Annotated in this window: 26 protein-coding genes; 9 read left to right on the top strand and 17 right to left on the bottom strand. The window is 68.4% G+C overall.

Annotation, left to right across the window (positions count from 1 at the left end):
- The 3 genes from D0901_RS19705 to D0901_RS19695 form a co-directional block, all read left to right on the top strand.
- Positions 1-244: iron chelate uptake ABC transporter family permease subunit (locus D0901_RS19705; protein WP_162500927.1), on the top strand; the 244-nt coding region annotated here is incomplete at its 5' end.
- Positions 245-260: 16 nt separating this feature from the next.
- Positions 261-1355: a FecCD family ABC transporter permease gene (locus D0901_RS19700; RefSeq protein ID WP_129142007.1), complete on the top strand. Its 1095-nt coding sequence runs from the start codon at positions 261-263 to the stop codon at positions 1353-1355.
- 24 nt (positions 1356-1379) lie between these two features.
- Positions 1380-2195 carry an ABC transporter ATP-binding protein gene (locus tag D0901_RS19695; protein ID WP_129142006.1) on the top strand — a complete coding sequence of 272 codons (816 nt, stop codon included), beginning with the start codon at positions 1380-1382 and terminating at the stop codon, positions 2193-2195.
- Between the two features lie 48 nt (positions 2196-2243).
- Here D0901_RS19695 and D0901_RS19690 read toward each other — a convergent pair whose 3' ends face one another.
- A complete protein-coding gene (locus D0901_RS19690; protein ID WP_129142005.1) occupies positions 2244-3500 on the bottom strand; it encodes an MFS transporter in 1257 nt (418 codons plus the stop codon).
- An 87-nt stretch (positions 3501-3587) separates the two neighbouring features.
- Between D0901_RS19690 and D0901_RS19685 the strand changes: the two genes are divergently transcribed.
- Positions 3588-4169: a TetR/AcrR family transcriptional regulator gene (locus tag D0901_RS19685; protein ID WP_129142004.1), complete on the top strand. Its 582-nt coding sequence runs from the start codon at positions 3588-3590 to the stop codon at positions 4167-4169.
- A gap of 8 nt (positions 4170-4177) precedes the next feature.
- Here D0901_RS19685 and D0901_RS19680 read toward each other — a convergent pair whose 3' ends face one another.
- From D0901_RS19680 to D0901_RS19655, 6 genes are all read right to left on the bottom strand, one after another.
- On the bottom strand, positions 4178-4996 hold the full coding sequence (locus D0901_RS19680; RefSeq protein ID WP_129142003.1) for an HAD-IIB family hydrolase: 819 nt from the start codon (positions 4994-4996) through the stop codon (positions 4178-4180).
- Between the two features lie 70 nt (positions 4997-5066).
- Positions 5067-6179, bottom strand: a complete 1113-nt coding sequence (locus tag D0901_RS19675; RefSeq protein ID WP_129142002.1) for a sn-glycerol-3-phosphate import ATP-binding protein UgpC — start codon at positions 6177-6179, stop codon at positions 5067-5069.
- Positions 6180-6202: 23 nt separating this feature from the next.
- Positions 6203-7048 (bottom strand): sn-glycerol-3-phosphate ABC transporter permease UgpE, encoded by an 846-nt coding sequence (ugpE, locus tag D0901_RS19670; protein WP_129142001.1) that lies wholly within the window; start codon positions 7046-7048, stop codon positions 6203-6205.
- Complete coding sequence (gene ugpA / locus D0901_RS19665; protein ID WP_129142000.1) at positions 7048-7923, bottom strand: sn-glycerol-3-phosphate ABC transporter permease UgpA; 876 nt, start codon at positions 7921-7923, stop codon at positions 7048-7050. Before ugpA ends, ugpE begins: the two co-directional genes overlap by 1 nt.
- Positions 7924-7990: 67 nt before the next feature.
- Positions 7991-9337, bottom strand: a complete 1347-nt coding sequence (gene ugpB / locus D0901_RS19660) for a sn-glycerol-3-phosphate ABC transporter substrate-binding protein UgpB (protein WP_129141999.1) — start codon at positions 9335-9337, stop codon at positions 7991-7993.
- A 195-nt stretch (positions 9338-9532) separates the two neighbouring features.
- The gene (locus D0901_RS19655; RefSeq protein ID WP_129142008.1) at positions 9533-10414 is read right to left on the bottom strand and encodes a LysR family transcriptional regulator; all 882 of its coding nucleotides are present in this window, start codon (positions 10412-10414) and stop codon (positions 9533-9535) included.
- Between the two features lie 116 nt (positions 10415-10530).
- On the opposite strand from D0901_RS19655, the gene D0901_RS19650 reads away from it, so the two are divergent.
- The 5 genes from D0901_RS19650 (at position 10531) to maiA (ending at position 15180) form a co-directional block, all read left to right on the top strand.
- Complete coding sequence (locus D0901_RS19650; RefSeq protein WP_129141998.1) at positions 10531-11232, top strand: CoA transferase subunit A; 702 nt, start codon at positions 10531-10533, stop codon at positions 11230-11232.
- Between the two features lie 39 nt (positions 11233-11271).
- A complete protein-coding gene (locus D0901_RS19645; protein WP_129141997.1) occupies positions 11272-11931 on the top strand; it encodes a CoA transferase subunit B in 660 nt (219 codons plus the stop codon).
- Between the two features lie 236 nt (positions 11932-12167).
- Positions 12168-13472, top strand: coding sequence for a homogentisate 1,2-dioxygenase (gene hmgA, locus D0901_RS19640; protein ID WP_129141996.1), 1305 nt, complete (start codon positions 12168-12170; stop codon positions 13470-13472).
- A 33-nt stretch (positions 13473-13505) separates the two neighbouring features.
- Entirely contained in the window at positions 13506-14525 is a 1020-nt protein-coding gene (locus D0901_RS19635) for a fumarylacetoacetate hydrolase family protein (RefSeq protein ID WP_129141995.1), read from the top strand.
- Positions 14526-14538: 13 nt separating this feature from the next.
- Positions 14539-15180, top strand: a complete 642-nt coding sequence (gene maiA / locus D0901_RS19630) for a maleylacetoacetate isomerase (protein WP_129141994.1) — start codon at positions 14539-14541, stop codon at positions 15178-15180.
- A 58-nt stretch (positions 15181-15238) separates the two neighbouring features.
- Here the strand turns inward: maiA and D0901_RS19625 are convergent, their stop codons facing one another.
- The 10 genes from D0901_RS19625 to D0901_RS19580 all read right to left on the bottom strand — a co-directional run bounded on the left by D0901_RS19625 (position 15239) and on the right by D0901_RS19580 (position 26079).
- The gene (locus D0901_RS19625) at positions 15239-16708 is read right to left on the bottom strand and encodes an amidase (protein ID WP_129141993.1); all 1470 of its coding nucleotides are present in this window, start codon (positions 16706-16708) and stop codon (positions 15239-15241) included.
- A 15-nt stretch (positions 16709-16723) separates the two neighbouring features.
- Positions 16724-17947 carry an MFS transporter gene (locus D0901_RS19620; RefSeq protein WP_129141992.1) on the bottom strand — a complete coding sequence of 408 codons (1224 nt, stop codon included), beginning with the start codon at positions 17945-17947 and terminating at the stop codon, positions 16724-16726.
- Between the two features lie 9 nt (positions 17948-17956).
- Positions 17957-18880 (bottom strand): SphA family protein, encoded by a 924-nt coding sequence (locus tag D0901_RS19615; protein ID WP_129141991.1) that lies wholly within the window; start codon positions 18878-18880, stop codon positions 17957-17959.
- A 59-nt stretch (positions 18881-18939) separates the two neighbouring features.
- Positions 18940-19923 carry a helix-turn-helix domain-containing protein gene (locus tag D0901_RS19610; protein WP_129141990.1) on the bottom strand — a complete coding sequence of 328 codons (984 nt, stop codon included), beginning with the start codon at positions 19921-19923 and terminating at the stop codon, positions 18940-18942.
- Positions 19924-20192: 269 nt separating this feature from the next.
- Positions 20193-21500, bottom strand: coding sequence for an arsenic transporter (locus D0901_RS19605; protein WP_129141989.1), 1308 nt, complete (start codon positions 21498-21500; stop codon positions 20193-20195).
- 67 nt (positions 21501-21567) lie between these two features.
- Complete coding sequence (gene arsC, locus D0901_RS19600) at positions 21568-21981, bottom strand: arsenate reductase (glutaredoxin) (protein ID WP_129141988.1); 414 nt, start codon at positions 21979-21981, stop codon at positions 21568-21570.
- Positions 21978-22331, bottom strand: a complete 354-nt coding sequence (locus D0901_RS19595; protein WP_129141987.1) for an ArsR/SmtB family transcription factor — start codon at positions 22329-22331, stop codon at positions 21978-21980. The genes arsC and D0901_RS19595 overlap by 4 nt, the downstream gene beginning before the upstream one ends.
- 115 nt (positions 22332-22446) lie before the next feature.
- Positions 22447-22800: an AtuA-related protein gene (locus D0901_RS19590; RefSeq protein ID WP_129141986.1), complete on the bottom strand. Its 354-nt coding sequence runs from the start codon at positions 22798-22800 to the stop codon at positions 22447-22449.
- Positions 22787-24172 (bottom strand): acyclic terpene utilization AtuA family protein, encoded by a 1386-nt coding sequence (locus D0901_RS19585; RefSeq protein WP_129141985.1) that lies wholly within the window; start codon positions 24170-24172, stop codon positions 22787-22789. Before D0901_RS19585 ends, D0901_RS19590 begins: the two co-directional genes overlap by 14 nt.
- Positions 24169-26079, bottom strand: a complete 1911-nt coding sequence (locus D0901_RS19580) for a TRAP transporter permease (RefSeq protein ID WP_129141984.1) — start codon at positions 26077-26079, stop codon at positions 24169-24171. Before D0901_RS19580 ends, D0901_RS19585 begins: the two co-directional genes overlap by 4 nt.
- Positions 26080-26084 lie beyond the last annotated feature (5 nt).

Below are 26084 nucleotides of genomic sequence, written 5' to 3'. Positions count from 1 at the left end.
CGCGGGGCCCATCGCCTTCGTCGGTCTGGTGGTGCCGTTCGCGGCGCGAGCGCTCGCCGGACCGGACATTCGCCGCACGCTGTGGCTGGCCCTGCCGCTGGGGCCGATCCTGATACTCGGGGCGGACGTGCTGTCGAGACTGCTGGTGGCACCCTCGGAGATGCCGCTCGGGGTGATCACGGCGCTGGTCGGCGCGCCGGTGCTGATCGCGGTCGTCCGCGCCCATCGACTGCCGGCGGTGTAGGGTCATGAAGGCTCGCATGCTCTCTCCGTCCCGGCATCGTGTTCGGCGAGCCGCCGAGGTGCCGCCGCCTCACGGTACATGGCGGCTCGCCGGTCGGGTCGTCGGTCGGGATCTCTCCGTGCTGGTCGACCGTCGCGCGGCGCTGGCCAACCTCGCCTTGGCGCTGGCGCTTGCTGGCGTGGCGCTGCTCTCTCTCTGCGTGGGGAGCCTGCCGCTCGACCCGCGAACCGCGTTGAGCGGGCTGCTCGGACAGAGCGACGCGATGCACGTCTTCGTGGTTCAGGCGCTGCGCCTGCCGCGCCTGCTCGCCGGCCTCGCCACCGGAGCAGCCTTCGCACTGGCCGGCTGTTTGATGCAGACTCTGGCACGCAACCGGCTGGCAACGCCCGGCATCGTCGGCATCGACAACGGCGCAACAGCCTTCGCGATCGCCTCGGTGATCGGCGTCGGGACCAGCCTTGCGCCGCCGCCGATGGCGCTGGTCGGCGCGGCGACGGCCACTGCGATCACCTTCGCGCTGGCCAGCGACATCGGCACGCGCGGCTACCGCTTCATCGTCGCCGGCATCGGCGTGGGCGCGGTCTTCGGTGCGCTGACCCAACTGATGATGGCGCGGGTGGCGATCGATGCCGCCAACGCCGCCTATCCGTGGACCGTGGGCAGTCTCAACACGCGTGACGCCGGCGCCGTGGCGTGGCTCGGTGCCGGCCTGCTGCTCGCCTTCGTCGGCGCGGCCTGGCTGTCACGGGCGATGACGGTGCTGCGTTTCTCCGATGCGGTGGCCCGCGGGCTCGGCTATCGCGTCAAGGCCTGTCGCTATCTGGCCTTGATGATTGCGGTCGGCCTGACCGGGCTGGCGGTGGCGGTGGCGGGGCCGGTCGGGCTGGTGGCGCTGATCGGCCCGGAGATCGCGCGTCAGCTCTCCTCGCCGCGCGGCGTGCCGCTGACGGCCTCGGTACTCGCCGGCGCCCTGGTGATGACATCGGCCGACCTGGCCGGACGCCTGCTGCTGGCACCGATCGAGGTACCGGTGGGCATCGTCACGGCGATCATCGGCGCGCCCTTCCTGCTCTGGATTCTGTTACGCCCCTCGTCGAGGTTTGTGTCATGAGCTTTCTATCATGAGTGTCCTGTCATGAGTCCCCCTTGCGAATCGGTGGCGCCACTCGCCGCCAGACAGCTGTCGTTGAGCTACGGGCACGGGCGCACGCGGCGGCGGGTAATCGAGGGCCTCGACCTGACACTGCCGGTCGGGCAGGTAACGGCGATCGTCGGACCCAACGGCTGCGGCAAGTCCACCCTGCTGGCCAGCCTGTCACGGCTGCATGCACCGGATGCCGGAGCGGTGCTGCTCGACGGGCGCGATATTCAGCGCCTGCCGGCCCGGGAGATGGCCAGGCGCCTGGCGCTGCTGCCGCAGGAGACCCAGGCGCCGGAGGGGCTGACGGTCGCGGAGCTGATCCGCTTCGGCCGTCAGCCGCATCAGGGGCTGTTCCAGCAGTGGTCGGCGGAGGACAAGCGGATCGTCGATGCCGCGCTCACCGCGGCGGATCTGCACGCGCTGGCGGACCGCCCGCTGGACGCCATGTCCGGGGGGCAGCGCCAGCGCGCCTGGATCGCCATGGCGATCGCTCAGCAGACGCCGCTGTTGCTGCTCGACGAGCCGACCTCGGCGCTCGACCTCGGCCATCAACTCGAGGTCTTCGAACTGATCCGGGCGCAGGCCGCCGCCGGCAAGACGCTGGCGATGGTGGTCCACGACCTGGTCAGCGCCTGCCGCTTCGCCGACCATCTGGTGGCGATGCTCGACGGCCGCATCATCGCCGCGGGGCCGCCGCGGGCGATCATGACCGAGGCACTGGTGCGTGAGCTCTACGGCATCGACTGCACGCTGCTCGAAGACCCGGCCACCGGTAGCCCGGTACTGACCAATCTGCGCTCATTGCGCTGAGCGCGGCCAGCGAGTCGTTCGATGCGTCGATAGCGATACTCGGGTGATTCATTCATCGCGGGGCCCGGCCGGCGCACATCGACGAGCGGGGCATTCAGCGCCAACGCTCCGGCGCCCGCCGCCGAGCACACCGATCAGCGCCAGCACGGCGAGGGCGATCACCACCGCGCCGTAGGCGTAGGTGGTCGTCTCCAGGCCCACCTGCTGGGTGGCGGCACCGGCGATCAGCGCCGGCACGCTCGCCGAGAGATAGCAGATCACGTAGAGGGCAGCCATCAGCGCCGCGCGCCCCGCGGGCGCCGCCAGCGGGGTGATGGTGCGGATCACGCCCATGAAGCCGGCGCCGAAGCCGGTGCCCGCCAGCGTGGTGCCGGCCAGCAGCAGCCACGCGGTGTGCCCGTGCACGCCGGCCAGCATCACCGCCATGCCCGCGGCGAGCCCCCAGCCACCGACCAGCAGTGCCAGACGCGGCGTCTGCCGGCGCAGCACGAGCACGCTGCTGCCGCCCACGAACGGCAGCAGGAAGGCCAGCAGCCCGCCCATCGCCGGGTTGTGCAGATCCACCACCTCGGCGATCAGCGAGGGGCCCAGCGACAGCGAGAAGCCGCCGAGCGCCCAGGCGGCGATGGCCACCGGCACCACGCGCAGCAGAGTGGCGCGTACCGCGACCGGCACCTGTACCCGCGGGCGCAGCGACAGCGGCTGCCCGGGGGTCGTCCTGGCCGTCTCGCGCATCCTCGGCAGCCACGCCAGTTGCCACAGCAACGCCCCCAGCAACAGCGCGAAGACGAGGCGCAGCGGGGCCGGCGCGTAGCCCACCAGCAACCCCGAGAACAGCGCCCCGAAGGCCATGCCGTAGAGCGGTCCGACGCTGGCCATCAGCGGCCCGTGCCGCGCGTGGCTGTCGAGGATCGCCGCCGCCAGGGCACTGGTGGCGATGCCGGTGGCCACGCCCTGCAGGATGCGCCCGGCAAGCAGCCAGCCGGGACCGTCGGCGAGCAGGAACATGCCCATCGACACCGCCTCGAGCGCCACGGCCAGGGCGATCACCGGCTTGCGCCCCCGCTGGTCCGATAGCGAGCCGCTGACCAGCAGCGTCAGCAACAGCGCGAACATGTAGACCGCGAACACCAGGGTCAGCAGCGTCGCCGAGAACCCCCAGGCGCGCTGGTACAGCGGATAGAGCGGCGTGGGCGCGCTCGAGGCGGCGAGGAAGACGACCAGGAGCCCCAGGTAGAACAGCGCCTGTCCCGTGCGTGGAGAATCATCACCCCGCGTGCAGTCAAGGGAGGAAGAAGCTGCCATGACCCACTCCTTAATGCTAAGATTTTGCGTTAATGCGAAGCATGACGCCTCCGCCCCGTTAAAGCAAATATTTTGCGTTAAGGAATCATGACTCAGAAAACCGCCGTACGCCCCGGAGGCCGCAGTGCCCGCATCCAGCAGGCCGTGCACCAGGCCGTTCACGAACTCGAGCGCGAGCTGCCGCGCGACGCCCTGACCCTGCCGCGGATCGCCGAGCGCGCCGGGGTGACGCCCTCGACCCTCTATCGTCGCTGGGGAAATCTCGCCGAACTGCTCGCCGACGTGAACCTGGAACGCCTGCGTCCCGAAACGCCACCGGCCGACACCGGGACCCTGGCCGGCGACCTGCTGGCCTGGAGCGAGCAGTATCACGACGAACTGACCTCTCGCCCCGGCCAGCGCATGCTGCGCGACGTGCTGGCCAGCGACGACGCCGAGCGGCGCCGCTGCTGCAGCGACCTGAACCGGCAACAGATGCAGACGATCGTCCAGCGCGCCGGCCAGCGCGGCGAGACCGTACCCAGCGTCGAGACGCTGATGGAGCGCCTGGTCGCCCCGCTGGTCTACTACCTGCTCTACGATGCCGAGGCCGTGGATCGCACGCGTCTCGAGCGCTGGGTGGGTGAGGTGGTGGCATTCAGTCAGCAGGCGGGACCGGTGAAGGCGTGAAGCCTGCCCTACCCACCCCGCGCCGCCAGCAGTGCCTCGGCGATCTCCTCCACCCCGCGGCCGTGCGAACCGCGGGTGATCCAGGCCGGTTTCCAGCCCATGCGTTCGCGGTAGGGAGACAGGTTGGCCACACCCACGGTATGGCGAAAGGTGGCGAACATCGGGGCGTCGTTGGGGGCGTCGCCGACGACCATCACCTGGTGCTCGAGCTGCATCCGGGTCAGTGAGAAGGTATCGCCGAGCAGGCGCAGCGCCATGCCCGCCTTGTCGAAGTCGCCCTGCCAGGCATTGATGTGGATCGAGCTGGCCCTGGCGCGCACGCCGGTGGCCTGGAAACCATCGATGATCGCCTCGATCTGATAATGGTCGAGCGGGCCGACGGCCTGAGCGTGGTCGATCGCCACGTCACACAGCCGGTAGTCCTGATCCTGGGCCAGCGCGACTTCGGGATGGCTGAGCAGCAGTTGCCGGGCCACGCCGAGCACGTGACGCTGGCGGGACCGCATGCGCACCGGGTTGTCCCACCAGGCGGTGATCAGCCGGCCCCCCTGGCGCCGGAAGCTGAAGGCGCCGTTCTCGCCGATCACCGCCGCCACCGGCCAGGCGCGGGCGATATGGTCGCACCAGCCGGCACAGCCGCCGGTCACCGGAATCACCGAGATCCCGGCCTCGGCGAGCCGCTCCAGCGCCGCCAGCGTTCCCGCGTGCAGGCGGCCGTCCTCGGTGAGGGTGTCGTCGATATCGGTGAGCAGATAGCGAATGCCGCCGAGAATCTCGGGCGGGCAATCGCCGAAGGGCCTCAGAGGCATGGCAGGCGTATAGGTCATGTCGGAACTCGCCTCGTCGGCAGGGTGGATTCCGGCGCCGGTGTGGCCGCCGGGCGCGTGGTCGATCCGTTCAGGATACGACGTCAACGGCGCATCGGCGCTCGGCCAGCCGTTGCCCCTCGGCGTCGAACAGGTGCAACCGCTCGCCGGTCAGGACAAGGCGCAAGGTCTGCCCCTCGGCGACGGCATGCTCGCCATCCAGGCGCGCCACGACGGGCTCGTCGAGCCCCGCCAGGCGGGTGTAGGCCAGGGTGTCGGCGCCCAGCGGCTCGATCAGCTCGACCCGGGTGTCGAGCGCCACGGCCGACGCCGGCATCGCCGCCCCGTCGGGCAGCGTCGTCAGATGCTCGGGACGGACGCCCAGCGTCAGCTCGGCGCCGTCGTCCAGCCCGGTGGCCAGGTCGAGCTCGCCGCCGTCGGGCAGCTCCAGGCGTTCGCCGCGGACCGTCACCGGCAGGAAGTTCATCGCCGGCGAGCCGATGAAGCCGGCGACGAAGCGGGTCGCCGGGCGGTCGTAGAGCGCCATCGGCGTGCCGCACTGCTCGACACGCCCAGCGTTCATCACCACCAGCCGGTCGGCCAGGGTCATCGCCTCGGTCTGATCGTGGGTCACGTAGACCGCGGTGACCCCGAGGCGCTTCTGCAGGCGCCGGATCTCCAGGCGCATCTGCACGCGCAGCTTGGCGTCGAGGTTGGACAGCGGCTCGTCGAAGAGGAACACCTGCGGCTCGCGGACGATCGCCCGGCCCATCGCCACGCGCTGGCGCTGGCCGCCCGACAGCTGGCGCGGGCGGCGGTCGAGCAAGGCCCCCAGGTCGAGCAGCTCGGCGGTGGCATTGACCCGGCGACGAATGTCCGCCTTGGCAACGCCACGGTTCTTGAGGCCGTAGGCCATGTTGTCGTACACGCTCATGTGCGGGTAGAGCGCGTAGTTCTGGAAGACCATGGCGATGTCACGCTCGGCGGGTTCCAGGTCGTTGACGCGTCGCGCGTTGATGGCCAGCTCGCCGGCGGTGATCGATTCCAGCCCGGCCAGGGTGCGCAGCAGGGTCGACTTGCCGCAGCCCGAGGGACCGACGATCACCACCAGTTCGCCGTCCTCGACGGCCAGGTCGATCCCGTGCAGGGCGGTGAAGCCGTTGGGGTAGCGTTTCTCGAGGGCGCTCAGTTGCAAGGTAGCCATAGCGTTTCCCGTTGAATCGGTCGTCACTTCTCGCTGTCGACCAGGCCTTTGACGAAGTAGCGCTGCATCAGTAGGATCACCAGCACCGGCGGCCCCATGGCCAGCATCGCGGTGGCCGTGACGTCCTGCCAGGGCACCGGCGAGTCACCGGTGGTCAGCAGGCGCTTGAGGCTCACCACCACGGTCATGTAATCGGCGTCGGTGGTGACCAGCAGCGGCCACAGATACTGGTTCCAGCCGTAGAGGAACATGATCACGAACAGCGCGGCGATGTTGGTCTTCGACAGCGGCAGCAGAATGTCGCGCAGAAAGCGCCAGGGGCCGGCACCGTCGATGCGCGCGGCCTCGACCAGTTCCGGCGGGATGGTCAGGTAGAACTGCCGCAGCAGGAAGGTCGCCGTGGCGCTGGCGATCAGCGGCAGGATCAGCCCGGGGTAGCTGTCGAGCAGGTGCAGGTCGGCGGCCACCTGGTAGGTGGGCACGATTCGCACCTCCACCGGCAGCATCAGGGTGATGAAGATCAGCCAGAAGCACAGCCGGCGCAGCGGGAAGCGGAAGAACACGATGGCGTAGGCGGCCAGCAGCGAGATGGCGATCTTGCCCACGGCGATGCCCAGCGCCATCACCAGCGAATTGGCGAGCAGCTTCAGCACGTTGGTGCCCAGGCTGTTCACCGGGTCCTCGATCAACCGCGCGTAGTTGGCCAGCCCGGTGTCGCCCACCCACAGCGGCGCGACGTGGCCGGAGAGCTCGCTCATGGAGTGAGTGCTGGCGGCGAAGGCCAGCCACACCGGCAGGAAGAACAGGCCGCAGCCCACGGCCAGCAACAGATGGCTGGCGATATCCAGCCCGGGACGTTGGTAGCGCATCAGTACTGGACTCGACGTTCGACGAAACGGAACTGGATCAGCGTCAGCAGACCCACGAGGATCATCAGCAGCACCGACTGGGCGGCGCTGGACCCCAGATCCTGGCCGATGAAACCATCCTCGTAGACCTTGTAGACCAGCGTGGTGGTCGCGCCGGCCGGCCCGCCGCCGGTCACGGTGTCGATGGTGGCAAAGGTCTCGAAGCAGGCGTAGACGCCGTTCATCACCAGCAGGAAGAAGCTGGTCGGCGACAGCAGCGGAAAGGTCACCGTCCAGAAGCGCCGCCAGGGGCCGGCGCCGTCGATGGCGGCGGCTTCCAGCAGACTCCGGGGGATGGTCTGCAGCCCGGCCAGGAAGAACACGAAGTTGTAGCTCATCTGCTTCCACACCGAGGCCAGGATCACCAGCAGCAGCGCCTGATCGCCGTCGAGGTTGTGGTTCCAGTCGATGCCCAGTGACTCGAGGCCGGCACTCACCAGCCCCAGGGTGGGGTCGAAGAGAAACATCCACAGTACCCCGGCCACCGCCGGCGCCACGGCGTAGGGCCAGATCAGCAGCGTCTTGTAGGCGTTGGCCCCCTTGATGACGCGGTCGGCCTGCACCGCCAGCAGCAGGGCGATGGCCATGGCGCCCAGCGCCACCGACAGCGAGAAGACCACGGTGGTGCCCAGCGCCTGATAGTAGTCGGGCTCGTGCAGCACGGCCGCGAAGTTGGCCAGCCCGGCGAACTGCCGCGACAGGCCGAAGGCGTCCTCGACGTAGAAGGCCTGTTCGACCGCCTGCAGCGACGGCCAGAAGAAGAACACCCCGACGATGATCAACTGCGGCGCCATCAGTAGCCAGGGCGTGACACGATAGCGTTGGAAGTGAGTCATTCAGGATCTCCGCCACGCATCTCGACCCGCCACCGGCTGACGGTGGCGGGCCGAACCTGCCGGGCAATTAGCTATTGGCGCGCTGGAACTTCTCGAGCAACGCATTGCCCTTCTCGGCGGCCTCGTCGAGCCCCGCCTGGACACTGACGTTGCCGGCGAAGATCTTCTCCAGGGCCTCGTTGATCACGTCGCGGATCTGCACCATGTTGCCCAGCCGCAGCCCCTTGGAGTTCTCGGTGGGCGCAGAGCCGGTCATCTGCTCGATCGCCACGTCGGTACCGGGGTTCTCGTCGTAGAAGCCCTGCTCGCGGGTCAACTCGGCGGCCGCGGTGGTGATCGGCAGGTACCCGGTGAACTGGTGCCAGTCGGCCTGCACCTCGGGCGAGGAGAGATACTCGAAGAACTCGGCGATGCCCTTCTTCTGGGCCTCGCTGGCGCCGTTGAGCACCCACAGCGAGGCGCCGCCGATGATGGTGTTGTTGGGGGTGTCGGTCACGTCGGCGTCGTAGGGCAGCGGCGCGACACCGAAGTCGAAATCGGCGTTGTCACGCACCCCGGCGTAGGAGGCCGACGAGCCCATCATCATCGCGCACTCGCCGGAATAGAACTTGGGCGCCGCCTCGTCCTTGCGGCCCCCGTAGACGAAGCGACCGTCCTGCTGCCACTGCGCAAGACGCTGGATATGATCGACCACCGCCGTCTCGTTGAACTGCAGACGGGCATCCAGCCCCCCGAAGCCGTTGGCCTCGCTGGCGAAGGGGATGTCGTTGCGCGCCGAGTAGTTCTCGAGCATCACCCAGGAGGGCCAGGTGGTGGTCAAACCGCACTCCGCGGCACCGGAATCCACCACTTTCTCCAGCGCCTCGCCGAGCCCCTGCCAGGTCCTGGGCACCTCGTCGACGCCGGCCTGCTCCAGGATGTCGCGATTGACGTAGGTCACCGGCGTGGAGGAGTTGAACGGCAGCGAGAGCATCTTGCCGTCGGTGGTGGTGTAGTAGCCGGTGACCGCGGGCAGGTAGGCGGACGGATCGAAGTCGGCGGACTCGTCGGCCATCAGTTGATAGACCGGCACGATGGCACCCTTGGCGTGCATCATGGTCGCCGTGCCGACCTCGTAGATCTGGACGATCTGCGGTGCCTTGCCGGCACGGAAGGCGGCGATCGCCGAGGTCATGGTTTCGGTGTAATTGCCCTTGAACACCGGCTTGACGACGTAGTCGTCCTGGCTGGCGTTGAAGTCGGCGGCGATCTCGTCGACCTTCTTGCCCAGGCCCCCGCCCATGGCGTGCCACCATTCGATCTGGGTGGCGGCCCGGGCCGAACCGGCGGACAGCAGGGCCGCGGCGCCGATACTCAGCAAGGCGGCCGAGGGCCAGCAGCGTGACGCGACAGACGAAAGCGGCGAACGAGACATGCAAGGCTCCTTTGCGAGACGAAGTCGTCGATGGTTCGAACGGTCGACCCCGCTGACCGCTCGAAACGCGCAGAAGACTCTAGGCCGAAAATCTTTCAGGAAGGTGACGATTCGGTGTTCGTTCGGCTCGGACCGGGTCCCGGTGGTTTGTCCGCCAGGCCACGAGGTATCGGCAGGGCAAGCGGCATGTCGCCGTCAGGCGTCGCCGGCCAGCAGCACTTCGTGGAGCGCGGAAGCCGCCACCGACAGCGCCTGGTCGGCGCGGGTCAGCACCCCCACCGAACGCTCGATGACCGGATCCGTCAACGGCAGGCAGCAAACGCCCATCGACGCCATCTGCTCGATGCACAACGCCGGGACCGCGCTGACCCCCAGCCCACTGCTGACCATGCGTCCCACCGTGGCGAGCTGATGGCTCTCGAAGGCCACCGGCAGCGTCATGCCCCGCGTCTGCAGATGCCGCTCGAGCATCAGGCGCACCTGCGAGGGCCGCTGCAGGGCGACGAACGGCTGCGCCAGCAACTGGGCCCAGGTCACGACCGCCTGCCCGGCCAGCGACGATTGCCGGGGCACCGCCGCGACGAAGCGATCCCGATAGATCGGCGAGAAGGTCAATCCGGCCACGGACGGCGGTTCGAAGGCGATGCCCAGTTCGACGCGCTGGGCCTGGACCATCTCGATGACCTGCTCGTTGATGACGTCGTGCACGGTGATACCCACGCGCGGGTAACGGTCGCGGAAGGTCGCCAGCAGCGGGGGCAGCCGGTTGGCGGCGAACGACGGCATGGCGGCGACCACCACCCGGCCCTGCTGCAGGCGAAAACGCCGCCGCAGGGTATCCTCGACATCGTCCCACTCGGCGATCAGGCGCCGCGCCAGGGGCAATAGCGCCTCGCCCTCGGGAGTGAGCCGGACCTGGCGCGTGGTGCGCCCGAACAGCGCCCCGCCGAGCTGGGATTCCAGGGCCTTGATGGCGAGGCTGAGCGCCGACTGCGAGACGTGCAGCCGTTCGCTGGCCTGGGCGAAGCTGAGCGTCTGGGCGACGGCGAGGAAGGCACGCAATTGCTTCACGGTCATCGGCATGCCCCCGATTCACTGATTGAAAAAACTCAACAATCATTTTTTAAAACAAACTTAACAAAATAGTCGCCCCGCGCCATAGTCCAAGACGCACAACAACACGGAGACACGCCATGGCCGGTTTCGACAAGCGCGTAGGGTCCTACGCGGAGGCCCTCGAGGGACTCGAGGACGGCATGACCCTGCTCGCCGGGGGCTTCGGCCTCTGCGGTATTCCCGAGAACCTGATCGCCGAGGTCAAGCGCCGCGGGGTCAAGGACCTGACCGTCTATTCCAACAACTGCGGCGTCGACGGCTTCGGTCTGGGGCTGCTGCTCGAGGACCGTCAGATCAAGACCATCCATGCCTCCTACGTGGGCGAGAACGCGCTCTTCGAGCGCCAGATGCTCGACGGCGAGATCGAGGTGGTCCTCACCCCCCAGGGCACCCTGGCCGAGAAGCTGCGCGCCGGCGGCGCCGGTATCCCCGCCTTCTACACCGCCACCGGCTACGGCACGCCGATCGGCGAGGGCAAGGAGGTGCGGGTGTTCAACGGCCGTCACTACATCCTCGAGGAGTCCGTGGTCGGCGACTTCGCCATCGTCAAGGGCTGGAAGGCCGACCGCTACGGCAACGTCATCTATCGCAACACCGCCCAGAACTTCAATCCGCTGGCCGCCACCGCGGGCCGGATCACCGTGGTCGAGGTGGAGGAGATCGTCGAACCCGGCGAGCTCGATCCCGACCAGATCCATACGCCCGGCATCTTCGTCGACCGCCTCATCCAGGGCACCTTCGAGAAGCGCATCGAGAAGCGCACCGTGCATCAGGACTGAGCGCGTCATTCACGACCAACAAGACAAGAGGCATCACCGATGGCACTGACTCGCGAACAGATGGCCCAGCGCGTGGCGCGCGAACTCGAGGACGGTTTCTACGTCAACCTGGGGATCGGCATCCCCACCCTGGTAGCCAACTACATTCCGGATGACATCGACGTCATGCTGCAGTCCGAGAACGGCCTGCTGGGCATGGGGCGTTTTCCCACCGAGGCGGAAGTCGATCCGGACATGATCAACGCCGGCAAGCAGACCGTGACCGCACGGCCCGGCGCGGCGATCTTCTCCTCCGCGGAATCCTTCGCCATGATCCGCGGCGGCCACGTCGACCTGACCGTGCTCGGCGCCTTCGAGGTCGACCAGCACGGCAACATCGCCTCATGGATGATCCCCGGCAAGCTGATCAAGGGCATGGGCGGCGCCATGGACCTGGTGGCCGGCGCCGAGAACATCATCTGCACCATGACCCACGCCTCCAAGCACGGCGAGTCCAAGCTGCTCGAGCGCTGCAACCTGCCGCTGACCGGGGCCGGCTGCATCAACCGGGTGCTCACCGACCTGGCCTATCTGGAGATCGAGAACGGCGCCTTCATCCTCAAGGAGCGCGCCCCGGGCGTCAGCGTCGACGAGATCGTCGCCAAGACCGCCGGCAAGCTCATCGTGCCCGATCATGTCCCGGAGATGACGTTCGCCTGATAGCCACTGACTGAGCGCCCCTGCCGCCCCGCACCCCGCCGCGTCGCAAGACCCGGCGGGGCGCGGGGCGTTTCCGTATGTCCCCCCCAACCGCCACCCCGGCCTCGCCCTCGTCGACCTCCCACTTTCGTCGTGTAGCGCTTGACCCGTATCGCGGTCTCTCTCTAGCATTTAGTTTCAATTGAAACCAATTGCCCGGGAGGCGGCGTCGCTTCCCACGCAGAGAGGTCTTCCCGATGCCTTCCGACAAGCTCGACTACCTGAGTGGGTTCGGCAATCACCACGCCAGCGAGGCGCTCCCCGGCGCCCTGCCCGAGGGCCAGAACGCCCCGCAGCGCTGCCCCTACGGCCTCTACGCCGAGCAGCTCACCGGCTCGGCCTTCACCGCGCCGCGCAGCCACAACCGGCGCAGCTGGCTGTATCGCATCCGCCCCTCGGTGGCGCAGAGCGCCTACCGGCCACTGCCGGCGGGGGACTGGGTCACCGCGCCGCCGGCCGAGCTGGCCGCCGACCCCAATCAGATGCGCTGGGACCCGCGCCCGCTGCCCGAGGCGCCCACCGACTTCGTCGACGGCATGCTGAGCGTGGCCGTCAACGGCGACGCCACCGCCCAGAGCGGCTGCGGGGTCCACGTCTACGCCTGCAACCGCGACATGACCGAGCGCTTCTTCTACGACGCCGACGGCGAGCTGCTGATCGTGCCGCAGCAGGGCGCGCTCACGCTGCGCACCGAGCTGGGCCGGCTCCATGTCGCCCCGGGCGAGATCGCCGTGGTGCCCCGCGGCATCAAGTTCCAGGTTCGTCTCGAGGACGCCGCGGCGCGCGGTTATGTCTGCGAGAACTACGCCAGCCCCTTCGAGCTGCCCGGCCTGGGGCCGATCGGCGCCAACGGCCTGGCCAACCCGCGTGACTTCCTCGCCCCGGTGGCCGACTACGAGGACGTCGGCGGCGACATCGAACTCGTCGCCAAATTCTCGGGCCGGCTGTGGGCCACCCGGCTCGATCATTCGCCGCTCGACGTGGTGGCCTGGCACGGCAACTACGCGCCCTACAAGTACGACCTGGCACGCTTCAACACCATCAACTCCGTCAGCTTCGACCATCCCGACCCGTCGATCTTCACCGTGCTGACCTCGCCCTCGGACACCCCGGGGACGGCCAACATCGACTTCGTGATCTTTCCGCCGCGCTGGATGGTCGCCGAGCACACCTTCCGCCCGCCCTACTTCCATCGCAACCTGATGAGCGAGTTCATGGGCCTGATCCACGGCGAGTACGACGCCAAGGCGGAAGGCTTCCTGCCCGGCGGGGCCAGCCTGCACAACTGCATGTCGCCCCACGGCCCGGACGCGGAGACCTTCGAGAAGGCCACGCATGCCGAACTCGAGCCGGCCTACCTGGGCGATACCCTGGCCTTCATGTTCGAGAGCCGCTACGTCTTCCAGCCCACGCCGGCCGCCCTGAACGCGGACTTCCGCCAGCGCGACTACGTCGACGTCTGGGCGGGGCTGCGCTCGCACTTCTCCCCGGACCAGCGCTGATCACCGCTCCCCGACGACAACAAGGACCCCATCATGAAACTCGCTTCGCTCAAGCACGGCCGCGACGGCCAGCTGATCGTGGTCTCCCGAGACCTGACGCGCGCCGTGCGCGTGCCGCGGATCGCCGCCACCCTGCAACAGGCCATCGAGGCGTGGGACGCCCTCGCCCCGCGTCTCGAGGCCGTCTATGCCGAGCTCAACGAGGGCCGCGCCGCCGAGGCCTTCGCGCTGGAGATGAGCGCGCTGCACTCGCCGCTGCCGCGCACCTACCACTGGGCCGACGGCTCGGCCTACCTCAACCACGTCCAGCTGGTGCGTCAGGCGCGTGGCGCCGAGATGCCCGAATCGTTCTGGAACGACCCGCTGATGTACCAGGGCGGCGGCGATAGCTTCCTGGCCCCCACCGAGGCCATCGAGGCGATCAGCGAGGAGCACGGCATCGACCTGGAGGGCGAGCTGGCGGTGATCGTCGACGACGTGCCGATGGCGGTCACCCCCGAGCAGGCCGCCGGGCACATCAAGCTGATCATGCTGGTCAACGACGTCAGCCTGCGCGGGCTGATCCCCGGTGAGCTGGCCAAGGGCTTCGGCTTCTTCCAGGCCAAGCCGGCCTCGAGCTTCTCGCCGATCGCCGTGACCCCCGACGAGCTGGGCGACGCCTGGCGGGGCGGCCGCGTCCACCTGCCGCTGACCGTGCATCTCAACGGCGAGAAGTTCGGCGAGCCCGAGGCCGGCCCGGACATGGTCTTCGGCTTCCCGCAGCTCGTCGCCCACGCCGCACGCACCCGCCACCTGGGCGCCGGGGCGATCATCGGCTCGGGCACCGTGTCCAACCCCGGCGAAGACGGCGGCCCGGGCAAGCCGATCGCCGAGGGCGGCGTCGGTTACAGCTGCCTGGCCGAGGTACGCATGGTCGAGAAGATCCTCCACGGCGAGATGAAGACCCCCTTCCTGCGCTTCGGCGATCGCGTGCGCATCGAGATGTTCGATCGCCAAGGCCAGAGCCTCTTCGGCGCCATCGACCAGCCGGTGGTGCCGTACCGGCCGACCTGAGCGGGGAGCCACGATGAGACTCTACGGCTATTTCCGCTCCTCGGCCGCCTACCGGGTGCGTATCGCGCTCAACCTCAAGGGCCTGGCCTGCGAGCAGGTGCCGGTGAACCTGATCAAGGGCGAACAGCGCGACGCGGCGCATCTCGCCCGCCACCCGCAGGGCCTGGTGCCGGTGCTCGAGACCGACGACGGCACGCGGCTGACCCAGTCGCTGGCGATCTGCGAATACCTGGACGAACGCCATCCCGCGCCGCCGCTGCTGCCGGCCGACGCCGAGGGCCGCGCACGGGTCCGTGCGCTCGCCCAGCTGATCGCCTGTGAGATCCATCCCCTCGACAACCTGCGGGTGCTCGGCTACCTGACCGGCGAGCTGGGTATCGGGGAAGACGCCAGGCTCGCCTGGTACCGTCACTGGATCGCCGAAGGCTTCGCCGCGCTGGAAACGCAGCTGGCGGGCACCCCGGCCACCAGGGCCTGCTGTCACGGCGACACCCCGAGCCTAGCCGACGTCTGCCTGGTGCCGCAGGTGTTCAACGCCCGGCGCTTCGACTGCGACCTGGGCGCCTACCCGACACTCGAGCGCATCGTCGCGCATCTGGAGACCCTGCCCGCGTTCGCCGAGGCCCGGCCCGAACGTCAGCCCGACGCGGCCTGAGAAGCCCCGGGGCCGGCCGGGCCGTGTCGCGTGATCCGGCACGGCCCGGCCACTCCGGCTAGCCCGCTTGCAGGTCGGGGGCCGCGCTCATGCCGGCATGAATCGGCGGAATCCGCCCGGCCCATGGCTGGGCGCGCTCGAGCTGGGCCGCCAGGGAAAACAGCCGGCTTTCCTCGCCGAAGCGACCCGCGACATGGGTGCCCAGCGGCAGACCCGTGTCCGTCCAGTAGAGCGGCAGCGACATCGCCGGTTGTCCGGTGGCGTTGAACAGCGCGGTGAACGGGCAGTAGCCATGGAAATCGCCGATGATCTCCGCCAGCGAGCGCCGCTCGTCGAAGGCATCCAGCTCGCCGATGCGCGGCGGCTGGCGCGCCAGGGTCGGCGACAGCAGCACGTCGAACTGCTCCATGAGTGCCGCCATCCGACGCCCCAGCCCATGCATGTAATGGATCGCGGCGATGTAACGGGTGGCGTCCAGATCCCCGCGCTCGCGCAGCATCACCCGGGTACGCGGCTCCAGCAGTTGCTCGTCGATGGGGGAGCCGCGCATCTCGCCCAGGCTGTCCAGGGTCTCGCGGGTGCTGGGCCCGATGATGTCGAAGCAGCGGTGATAGAACGTCTCCCAGTCGAGCGGCAGCGTGACCGGCTCGACGCGATGCCCCAGCGATTCGCACAGCGCCGCGCTCTGGCGGGCGACGGCCGCGGCTTCCGGGGCCAGCGTGGGTCCTTCGATCAGTCCGATACGCAGCGCCCCGGGGTCGCGCTCGGTCGCCGCCCGATAGCTCATCGGCGTGATCGGCGCCGCGTAGGGCGCGCCGAGGTCGGCCCCTGCGGTGGCGTCGAGCAATGCCGCGCTGTCGCGCACGCTGAGGGTGATGGCATGGGAAATGGCCATGCCGCCCCAGCCCTCGCCGACCAGCGGTCCCGACGGCATCAGCCCCCGGCTCGGCTTGAAGCCGAACACCCCGCAGCAGGAAGCGGGTACGCGCAGCGAACCACCGCCATCGTTGCCGTGGGCAAAGGGCACGACCCGAGCGGCCACCAGCGCCGCCGCCCCGCCGCTGGAGCCGCCCGCGCTGCGCTCGGGGTCCCAGGGGTTGCGGGTGGCGCCGTGCAGGCTCGACTCGGTGGTGTAGGAGGTGCCGAACTCGGGCGAGGCGGTGGTACCCAGCGGTACGCAGCCGGCCCGGCGCAGGCGTGACACCAGTTCGTCGTCGAAGGGGGCACGCACCGCATCGAGGGCACGCGACCCCTGGGTCATCAAGGCGCCTTCGAGCGGCGAGAAGAGATCCTTGATCAGCGTCGGTACGCCGGCAAACGGCTGCCCGGCGACGACGGGCTGGCGACTGCGCTCGCGCGCGGTGTCGTAGAGCCGCTCGACCACCGCGTTGAGATGCGGCTCGACACGCTCCAGGCGTTCGATGACCGCCTCGACCAGTTGCGTGCTCGATACCTCGCCCGTGCGCACGTACTGGCCGAGCGCCACCCCGTCTTGCGTGTCCAGCAGAGGGTGAATGTCATGCGTCATCGATGAGTCTCCGGATCAGGAAGGGGAACGGTCGTGTCGGGAGGCGGCCACGAGCGCGCGCCCCCACCAGGCCGCGCCAGCCCAGCCGAGGGCGTAGAGCGCCCCGAGCCCGGCGAGCAGCAGGATGGCGTGTGTCAGATCGCCGCCGAGGCCCGCCGCCAGGTCCACCACCAGCGGGCTGACGAACTGGCCGATGTAAAGGCAGCCGGTGAACAGGCCCATCCCCCGGCCGCGGGTCTTGGGTGTCAGGGCGTTCATCACCGGCGCCATGGCATTGGGCACCAGCATGCCGGCGCCGATGCCGTGGATGGTCACCGCCAGCAGCACGGTCGTGTAGTCGGGCGCCTCGGCGAGTATCCACAGCCCGATGGCCAGCAGCAGCAGCAACAGCACATTGCAGCCCCGCGTGCCCAGCGCCCGCCGTGCCCAGGGCCACAGCAGCGCGCCCAGCAGCGAGGCGAGCAGCGCCCAGCCCGCGCCCAGCCCGATCAGGGTACTCGACGTCACGCCCAGGCCGACCAGCACCACCGGCGTCTGGATGGTGACGACGAAGCACAGCACCATGCCCACGCCGATCAGCAGGCAGCCGGCCACCAGCGCGGCCACGTCCACCCGGCCCTCGCCCCGCTCCTGGTCGGACGCCTGCTGACGCTCGAGGGACGGCTCCCACAGCACGCGCAGCATGAACGGCACCAGCAGCAGCGGCAGCAGGTAGAGATAGAAGGGGGTACGCCAGGAGGCCTCGCCCAGCATGCCGCCCACGGCGAAGAAGATCGCCCCGACCAGGCCGATGGTTATCACCTGGCCGTTGACGTAGCGCATGCGTTGCTCGCCGCGCCAGTAGTCGGCGATCAGGGTCGAGCAGCCGGTCATGATCATCGCCTCGGCGACGCCGAACAGCAGTCGCGCGGCAACCAGGCCCATCAGCGCATCGAGCTGTGCCGGCAGGGCACCCAGAATGGCGTAGAGCAGGGTCGCGACCACCAGCATCGGCTTGCGACCGACACGATCCGCCAGCCACCCGGCCACCGGCGCGAACAGCGCGATCGCCAGCGCCGGCCCGGTGATGGCGAGCGGCACCCAGAGGTCGGCATGCGGATTGGTGGGCGCGAACTCCGCCATCATCTTGGGGATTACCGAGGTCACCATCACCGAGCCGACGATGGTCAGGCTGCTGCCCAGCAGCAACACGGCCCCCTCGCGGGTCCCGGCCTGCCTTTGTGAAGTCGTCGTTGTCATGCGTCCCCCCTAGAAGCTGTAGGCCACACGGAGCGCCATGTTGTAGCCTTCGGCACGGTTCTCGGCGCCGAACTCCTGATAGGCGTGAAGCCACACGGCCGGCATGCCGGGCTCGACATAGCTGAGCGCCGGGCCGGCGGCCCAGGTCTTGGCCCGATTGCCGTCGCCGTCGGCCAGCGAGGGGCTGTCGTCGTCGGTGAGCTGATCGTAGTAGTAACCGCCCACCCCGAGCGTCCAGGCACCGACATGCTGACCGAGCGCGAATTCGTTGCGGTACTCGATACCGTTGCGGTAATCCGTGGCGTGGTTGCGCGTGTTGATATCCAGTTGCGACAGCGTGGAGAACTCGAAGCCGCCGGGGGTGATGTAGCTGAAGCCGACGATCGGCGAGAAGGCCCAGTGATTGAGCCCCGGGCTGACCAGCCGATCCTCGTCGTAGTCGCCGGTCGGGGCCTGGATCTGGAATTGCGCGGTGACCCCCATGCCCGGCCGCGGCCGCCACTCGAGCATCACCGGCAGGATCTGCAGGTCGGCCTGGGCGAACGGGCTCGCGTCGTCCTCGAACACCGTGCGCCCGCCGGCCTTGACGCGCAACGAGGCATCCATGTCGAAAAACGGCGCCACGCCGCCGAAACCGTAGCGGGCCCCCAGGAACGTCTTGTCCGTCATGTAGATATAGGACAGCCCGATCGAGAGCACGTCGAGGGAGAAGTCGTTGGGCGAGGAGGAACCGTCGGCGGTCTTCAGGTCATCGGCGGAGTACCAGGCCGTGCGAAAGCCGACACTGCCGTGCGGCGTCGCCGGGGGAAGGAAACCGGAGCCGAAGTCGAAGACCCCCATCGCGGTGGTGGGCGCCCCGGCCTCGGTGGCCAGGGCCGGGCCCGCAAGGGCCATGCCGGCCAGCGTCAGGGATACTGCGAGATTCTTGTTCATCGTGCACCTTGTCGTTGTGATTATTGGGCACGAGATTAACCACGGGCACCGATTCGGCGTTATCCGGATTCGGCACGATTGGCCTGGACGCGTCGCAACGTCTCCGAGGGCCTTTCCCCAAACAGCCGCCGGTACTCCAGGGCAAAACGCCCCAGATGGTAGAACCCTCGGCGAGCCGCCTCGTCCTGAACATGGGTCGTTGCCCCCGCGTTCAGCAGCGACTTATGGACTTCATTGAGGCGGTACAGCCTGATATAGGTGACGGGACTGACTCCCAGACAGTCCTGGAAGCAGTACTGCAGCTTGCGTCGACTCACCCCGATGGCCTGGCACAGTGCAAGGATGGTCAGCGTATCGTCCTCGTTGGCGGCGATGACCTCCCGCGCCCGATCGACGACGCGCTTGCGCGCGGATGTGGTGATCTTTTCGACTTCGCCACGTTCCAGGAAAATCAGCAGCTGACTCAGGAAGTCATCGCGCAACTCGCGCCGAACGGCGGGGTAATCATGAAACAATCGCGACTGGCACGTGAGTTCGAAGAGCCGGGCCAGATTTCGATAGCCCGCCGGGATGGGCAGGTAACAGGGTTTGGCCAGCGACTGCTCGATACCGGTATCGGGGCCGTCCAGCAACCCCAGCAGAGACCGGGAGTCCATGCTCAGGCAGAGCAGTTCGAGGCCGGCCGGCACCCTGATTTCCGGCAACTCGCCTTTTCTCAGGGCCAACACCCCGGGTTTCTGATAGGTCTTTCCCTGGCAGACGAGCGGGGATTGGGGTTGCGATAACGGCACGCTGAAGCTGATCGAGGCGTTCTCCAGCTCGCCTTTCTTGAGCACGGACTGGCTGATTCTGTCCTTGATGATCTTGAGCCCTTCCAGCTCGAAGAGGACGACTTCGCCTTCGAAAGGCCCTTCGCTCATCTGGAGAAAATCCAGGCGCCAGCCTTTCAGACATTTCGCGTGCTGATGCACGTCTCGCGTATCATCGTGAAAAAAATTCGGCAGACTACTGGGTTTCCCGATAGGGATTTTCTTGTTGTCCATGGCACCTTACCCCGCGAAAAGGCCATCAGCGAACCTGGCAACCCATGATCGACATATATCAACAATTACTGATATTGGATGGCCAGAATTCGGCAACTCGATCGCCGTATACGCTCGGGGGAGCCGGCGACGACCGTCAATCCTTCATTGGGCATAAGAGGACGCCCGGCGTCAACGCTCAGTCGACGCAGACCATCCGGCGTGCCCCGCGGGTCACGCCCTGTTTCACGCCCTCGAGGTACCGAAAGGGCGCCGCGTTTCGACCCGCTTCAGGGGGTGATTGCCGGCAGCCACCACGCCAGGGCGAGCAGCGCGGCCAGCAGCACCGGCGGAGTGATGACCAGCCCCACCTTCATGTACTGACCCCAGCCGATGCGATAGCCCTTGCCGGCCAGCACGTGCAACCAGAGCAGCGTGGCGAGACTGCCGATGGGCGTGAACTTGGGCCCCAGGTCATTGCCGATGACGTTGGCATAGACCATCAACTGCTGGGTCTGGCTGGCGACCTGCGCCTGATCGATGGCCAGGGCGCCGACCAGCGTCGAGGGCAGGTTGTTCATCAACGAGGCGAGCAGTGCCGAAAGCACGCCGGTCCCCACGGTCGCCACCAGATCGCCCTGCCCGGCGAGCCATACCAGCACCCGTGACGCGCCGGCGGTGAGCCAGGCGTTGCCCAGCCCGTAGACCACCAGATACATGCCCAGCGAGAACAGCACGATCTGCCAGGGGGCGTTCTTGATCACCCGCTTGAGCGAGACGACGTGCACGTGCCCCGGGGTGAACCAGCGCCCGGCGATGGCCATCAGCACCAACGTCGCGCTACCCATGATCACGCAGAACGGAATCGCCCAGCGCTCGGTCAGGAACAGCGCAATCAGCAGCACGATCAGCAGGGGGAAGGCCGCACGAAAGACCTGGCGGTCGCGAATCGCCGCCGCCGGCACCTCCAGACGTTCGACGTCATAGCGAGGCGGGATCTCGCGACGGAAATACCACCCCAGTACCAGCAGGGTGGCGGCCAGCGATACCAGATCGACCGGGACCATCACCTGGGCGTAACGATCGAAGCCGATCACGAAGTAATTGGCGCTGACGATGTTGACCAGGTTGGAGATGATCAGCGGCAGGCTGGTGGTGTCGGCGACGAAGCCGGTGGCGATGATGAAGGCCAGCGCCGCCCCGGTACTGAACTCGAGCCGCGCCAGGATGGCGACGACGATCGGCGTCAGCAGCAGCGCCGCGCCGTCGTTGGCGAACACCGCCGCGATCAGCGCACCGAGCACCACGATCAGCGGGAACAGCCGTCGCCCCCGCCCGTCGCCCCAGCGGGCGATGTGCAGCGCCGCCCAGGCGAAGAAGCCGGCCTCGTCGAGGATCAAGGAGATGATGATCAGCGCCACGAAGGTGAAGGTGGCATCCCAGACGATGTGCCAGACGGTACCCACATCGGCCCAGTCGACGACGCCGGTGGCCAGCGCCACCGCGGCGCCGCCCAGCGCGCTCCAGCCGATACCCAGCCCGCGGGGCTGCCAGATGACCAGCACCAGAGTGACCAGAAAGATGGCGAAGGCCAGCATGTTCGACTCCCTGTCTCGCTATCGGATGTAAGGGCCATGGCGGCTCGGGGCTATCACCGACGCGATTTCACGACGCCGCTCCCGGGGCACGCACGACCTCGCCGTCTTCCTTGGTGAACTCGGCCACCGGGTCGGGCAGCAGCGCCAGGACCCTTTCCGACGGCCGGCACAGTCCCGTGCCCCGCTCCGTGACCACGATCGGGCGGTTGATCAGGATCGGATTCGCCAGCATGGCGTCGATCAGTTGCGCATCGCTCAGTGCCGGGTCGTCCAAACCCAGTTCGTCGTAGGGCGTGCCCTTGCGCCGCAGCAGTTCCCGCGGGGCCATGGCCATCGCCGCGAGCAGCTCGAGCAGTTTCGCTCGTGAAGGCGGCGTCTTCAGGTACTCGATGACATGCGGCTCCTCGCCGGACTGGCGCATCATCGCCAGCGTATTGCGCGACGTGCCGCAGTCTGGGTTGTGATAGATCACGCTGATCATGACGGATCCCCTGTTGATGGACAGCCAGGCTGCAGTTCCTCGAGCAGCGGCTCGCACAGCTCGGGCCGGCCGGCACAGCAGTCGCGCACCAGGAAGCCGAGCACCTCCCGCATGTGACCGAGGCTGGCCCGGTAGATGACCGACCGACTCTCCCGGCGCGAGACCACCAGCCCCGAGCGTGCCAGCACGCCGAGATGGGTCGACATGGTGTTGTGCGGAACCCCCAAAAGACGGGCGATCTCGCCGGCCGGCAGCCCCTCCGGCTCATGGCGTACCAGCAGGCGGAAGGTCTCCAGCCGGGTCGCCTGGGAGAGCGCGGCGAAGGTTTCGAGCAGATCGTTATCGTCCATATGTCCAGAATTACAGACATGTTGAACGAAGGCAAGACAAGGTGTCGCCGGCCATGCCCCCGGGCGCGAAACCGCCGCTCGGCATGAGCCGGTCGCGGCGGCGCTGATCATCGCGTTACAGGAGGTGCGGGTAGACGCTGACCGGCATGCCCAGCAGCAGGAACGACAGGGTCTTGCCATGCCCGTCCAGGTTGAGCGCGCCGTTCACTCCGCCCTGCAGGACGTCGTCCAGTACCAGGTTCATCCCCCCGAGCCCCGGCACCAGGTAGCGATCGACCCGAGTGACGCCGCGATGGGCGAACAGCTCCCGCACCCGGGCCTCGGTGACCTGTTCGACCAGGACGGCATACGTCTCCGGCCTGTACGCGAACAACGAGAGGTTGAGCCGGTTGCCCTTGTCTCCCGCCCGGGAGTGCGCCAGCCGGTGCAGGGGCACTGTCACCAGCTCGGCAATATCAGAGGGTGTCATGGGGCAGTCTCCCGGACTCGAAGAGGGTGGCGAAGGCGTCCACATCGTCGCGTCTGACGAGATAGGAGGCGGTACACACGCGCCGCAGGAAGTGACGGCGTACCCCACCGCCGCCGGCGGGGCCGGCACAGTAGAGCGCCAGCAGCTCCTGGGTCGCACGCTCGACCCAGCGCCGTTCGGCATGCTCGACCGCCAGACGCAGCCGATAGTCGCCCTCCGTCGCGGCCGGCGCCTGCTGCAGCGTGCCGGTGTCGTCGTCGAAGACGCTGGCCAGGCCGATGATATCCAGCCGCTGGCGAAGCTCGGCAGGCGCCCGGAATGCCAGGCGCTCGCGCAACACCTGCGCCGCCAGGCGTGCCCGACCGAGCGCGTTGGGCCCGGCGTAGGAAATCTCCGCTTCGCCCTGCCAGCCGCCCTCGTAGCAGACCGTGGTCTTGAGCCGTGCCGGGGCCGGCCGGCCGCGAATGCCGGTGACCTCGACCCGGTCGGGCCCGATCTGCCGGACGCTGATGCCGGAAAGATCGACGACGACATCGGGGGTGAGATAGGCACCGGGGTCGTGGACTTCGTAGAGTAGCTGTTCCTTGACCGTCTGCTCGGTCACCGCCCCGCCGGTGCCCGGCGGCTTGGTCACGACCAGGCGCCCCTCCGCCTCCACCTCGATGATCGGGTAGCCCAGGGTCGCGAGCCCCGCCACGTCCTTGACGCCCGGGTCGGCGAAGTAGCCGCCGCTGACCTGGGATCCACACTCGCCCAGATGACCGGCCATGATCCCGGCCGCCAGCCGATCCCAGTCGTCCCAGGCCCAGCCGAAATGCGTCACCAGCGGCGCCAGGAACAGCGCGGGGTCGGCGACACGACCGGTGACCACCACCTGCGCCCCCAGTTCCAGCGCCTGGCACAAGGGCGCCGCCCCCAGATAGACATTGGCGGAGATCAACTGATCGGCACCGGGTAGCGCCTGGGTCTCGGCCTCCCAGAGCTGCAGGTCGAGATCGCCCAGCGCGGCCCGGATATCGTCGCCCTGAACCCGGCCGATGCGCACGTCGGGCCGGCCGAGCTGGCGGGCGAGCCCGGCGACCACCTCGCAGGCCCCCGCGGGGTTGGCGGCGCCGAAGTTGCCCAGGATGGTGATGCCGTGTTCCAGACAGTCGTCCAGCACCGGGCTCAGCAACTCCTCGAGCAGCGGCTCGAACCCCGCCCGAGGAGACTCGCGCAGGGCCCGGTGGGCGGCGGCCAGGGTCCGCTCGCCCAGCGTCTCGAAGACCAGGGCGCAGGGCTGCCCCCGGCGGATCAGCTCGGCGACCACCGGTACCGCCGCATCGGTGCGGTCACCGGAGAAACCGGCGCCACTGCCCAGCAGAAAGGTCATGTGCGGGTCTCCTTCACGGCGGGGATCTCTCGCGGGTCAAGGCGCTGCATGCCATCCCGGCGAGCCAGGCGCCGATGACGCAGATACAGGCCGATCAGGCCGCCGAGCGCGGCCAGCGTGGTCAGCCAGCCCGGCGTCAGGGCCAGGGCGATGACCAGCACCAGGCCGATGACGTCGAGTCCGCGGTGCCCGGTCACGGAGACCCGCGACATCAAGGCGGCGAACGCCGTGACGAAGGCCAGCCCCTGACAGGTCGCCAGGACGATGTCGGTCCAGCCGCCGAACCCGGCCAGCGCCGGATAGATCAGCAGCAGGAAGGGGATGACGTAGATGGCCGCGGCCAGGCGGACCGACTCGCCGGCCGCGGGGAGCCAGTTGGTCTGGGCGATGCCCGAGGCCACGAAGACGGCCACGCACACCGGCGGTGTGATGACCGACAAGGTGGCGAAGTAGAACACGAACAGATGCGCGATCAGCGGTTCGATCCCGATCTCGGTGAGGGCCGGCGCCAGCACGGATGCGACCAGCACATAGGCGGCCGTGGTAGGGATGCCCATGCCCAGGATCAGGCAGACTCCGCCCACGATGAGGGCGACCAGGAACGTCGATTGCCCGCCCACCTCGACGATCAGGCTGGCCAGGGTGACGCCGATGCCGGTCATGCCGATCATCGCCACCAGGATCTGGGCGCCGGCCAGCAACACGCCGATGATCACCATGCCCTTGCCGGCGTCGATCAACCCGGCGAGCAGGCAGGCCCCGATGTCGCGCCAGGCGCGATGCGCCAGCACGGCGAAGCCGACATAGGCGAGCACCGTCATCAGCACGCCGTAGAAGGCCGACGTCTGGATCGAACGGCCCGACAGCACGCCGTAGAAGAGCCCGCCCAGCGCGGCCAGGATGGGGATCAGCCGCTCGGGACGCAGCACCGAGGCCCAGCTCGGCAACTCGTCGTCGGGCACCACCTGCAGGCCACGCCGCCGCGCGACCATGTGGATGGTCAGGAAGACCCCCAGATAGAAGAATACCGCCGGCAGCAGCGCGGCCAGGGCGATACGCACATAACTCTCGCCGAGGATCTCAGCCATGATGAAGGCCGCCGCCCCCAGGATCGGCGGCGCGATCTGGCCACCGGTGGAGGCGACCGCTTCGACACCGGCGGCGAAGGGCCGCGGGTAGCCCAGGCGCTTCATCATCGGGATGGTGAAGTTGCCGGTCGTGGCGACGTTCGCCACCGCACTGCCGCTCACCATGCCGAACAGCCCCGATGCCACCGTGGCCACCTTGGCCGCGCCACCCGGGGCGCGACCGCTGATACGTAGCGCCAGATCCATGAACGTCTGCCCGCCCCCGGTGTGCAGCAGCAGGCCGCCGAACAGCACGAAGGCGGCGATGGTGGTGGCCGCCACCCCGACCAGCATGCCCCAGATGCCCAGGTCACCGAGGAACAGGGTTTCGGTGACGAAGGCCGGCCCGAAGCCCCGGTGGCCCAGGGGGCCGGGGATGTAGGCGCCCAGGAAGGCATACCCCAGTCCGGCGAGGACGAGCAGCGGGAAGATCAGGCCGATGGCGCGGCGTGACAGTTCGAGAATGGTCACCACCAGCGCCGCGGTCATCAGCATGTCCGACGGCGTCGCCCACGGCAGTTCGGTGAGGATCTGATGCTGATTGACGGCGATGTAGCCGCAGGCCAGCACGGCACCGGCGGCCAGCAGCAGGTCGATGGCGATCCCCAGGGGCCGCCAGCGCGTGCCGGCCCCCAGCGGGTAGATGGCGAGCCCCAGCAACAGGACCAGCGCGAGGAAGACGCTGCGCTGGATCAGGCTGTCGAAGGCCCCGGTCGCCGAGGTATAGAGGATCAGCCCGCCCAGCGACAGGGCCAGGGCTTTGGTCAGGGACTCACGCATGCGTC

This window comes from Modicisalibacter coralii, assembly GCF_004117855.1.
In the GTDB taxonomy this organism is placed as follows: Bacteria; Pseudomonadota; Gammaproteobacteria; order Pseudomonadales; family Halomonadaceae; genus Modicisalibacter; species Modicisalibacter coralii.
The sequence above is the reverse complement of the archived record's forward strand: the minus strand, read 5'-3'. Positions and strand labels throughout refer to the sequence as shown.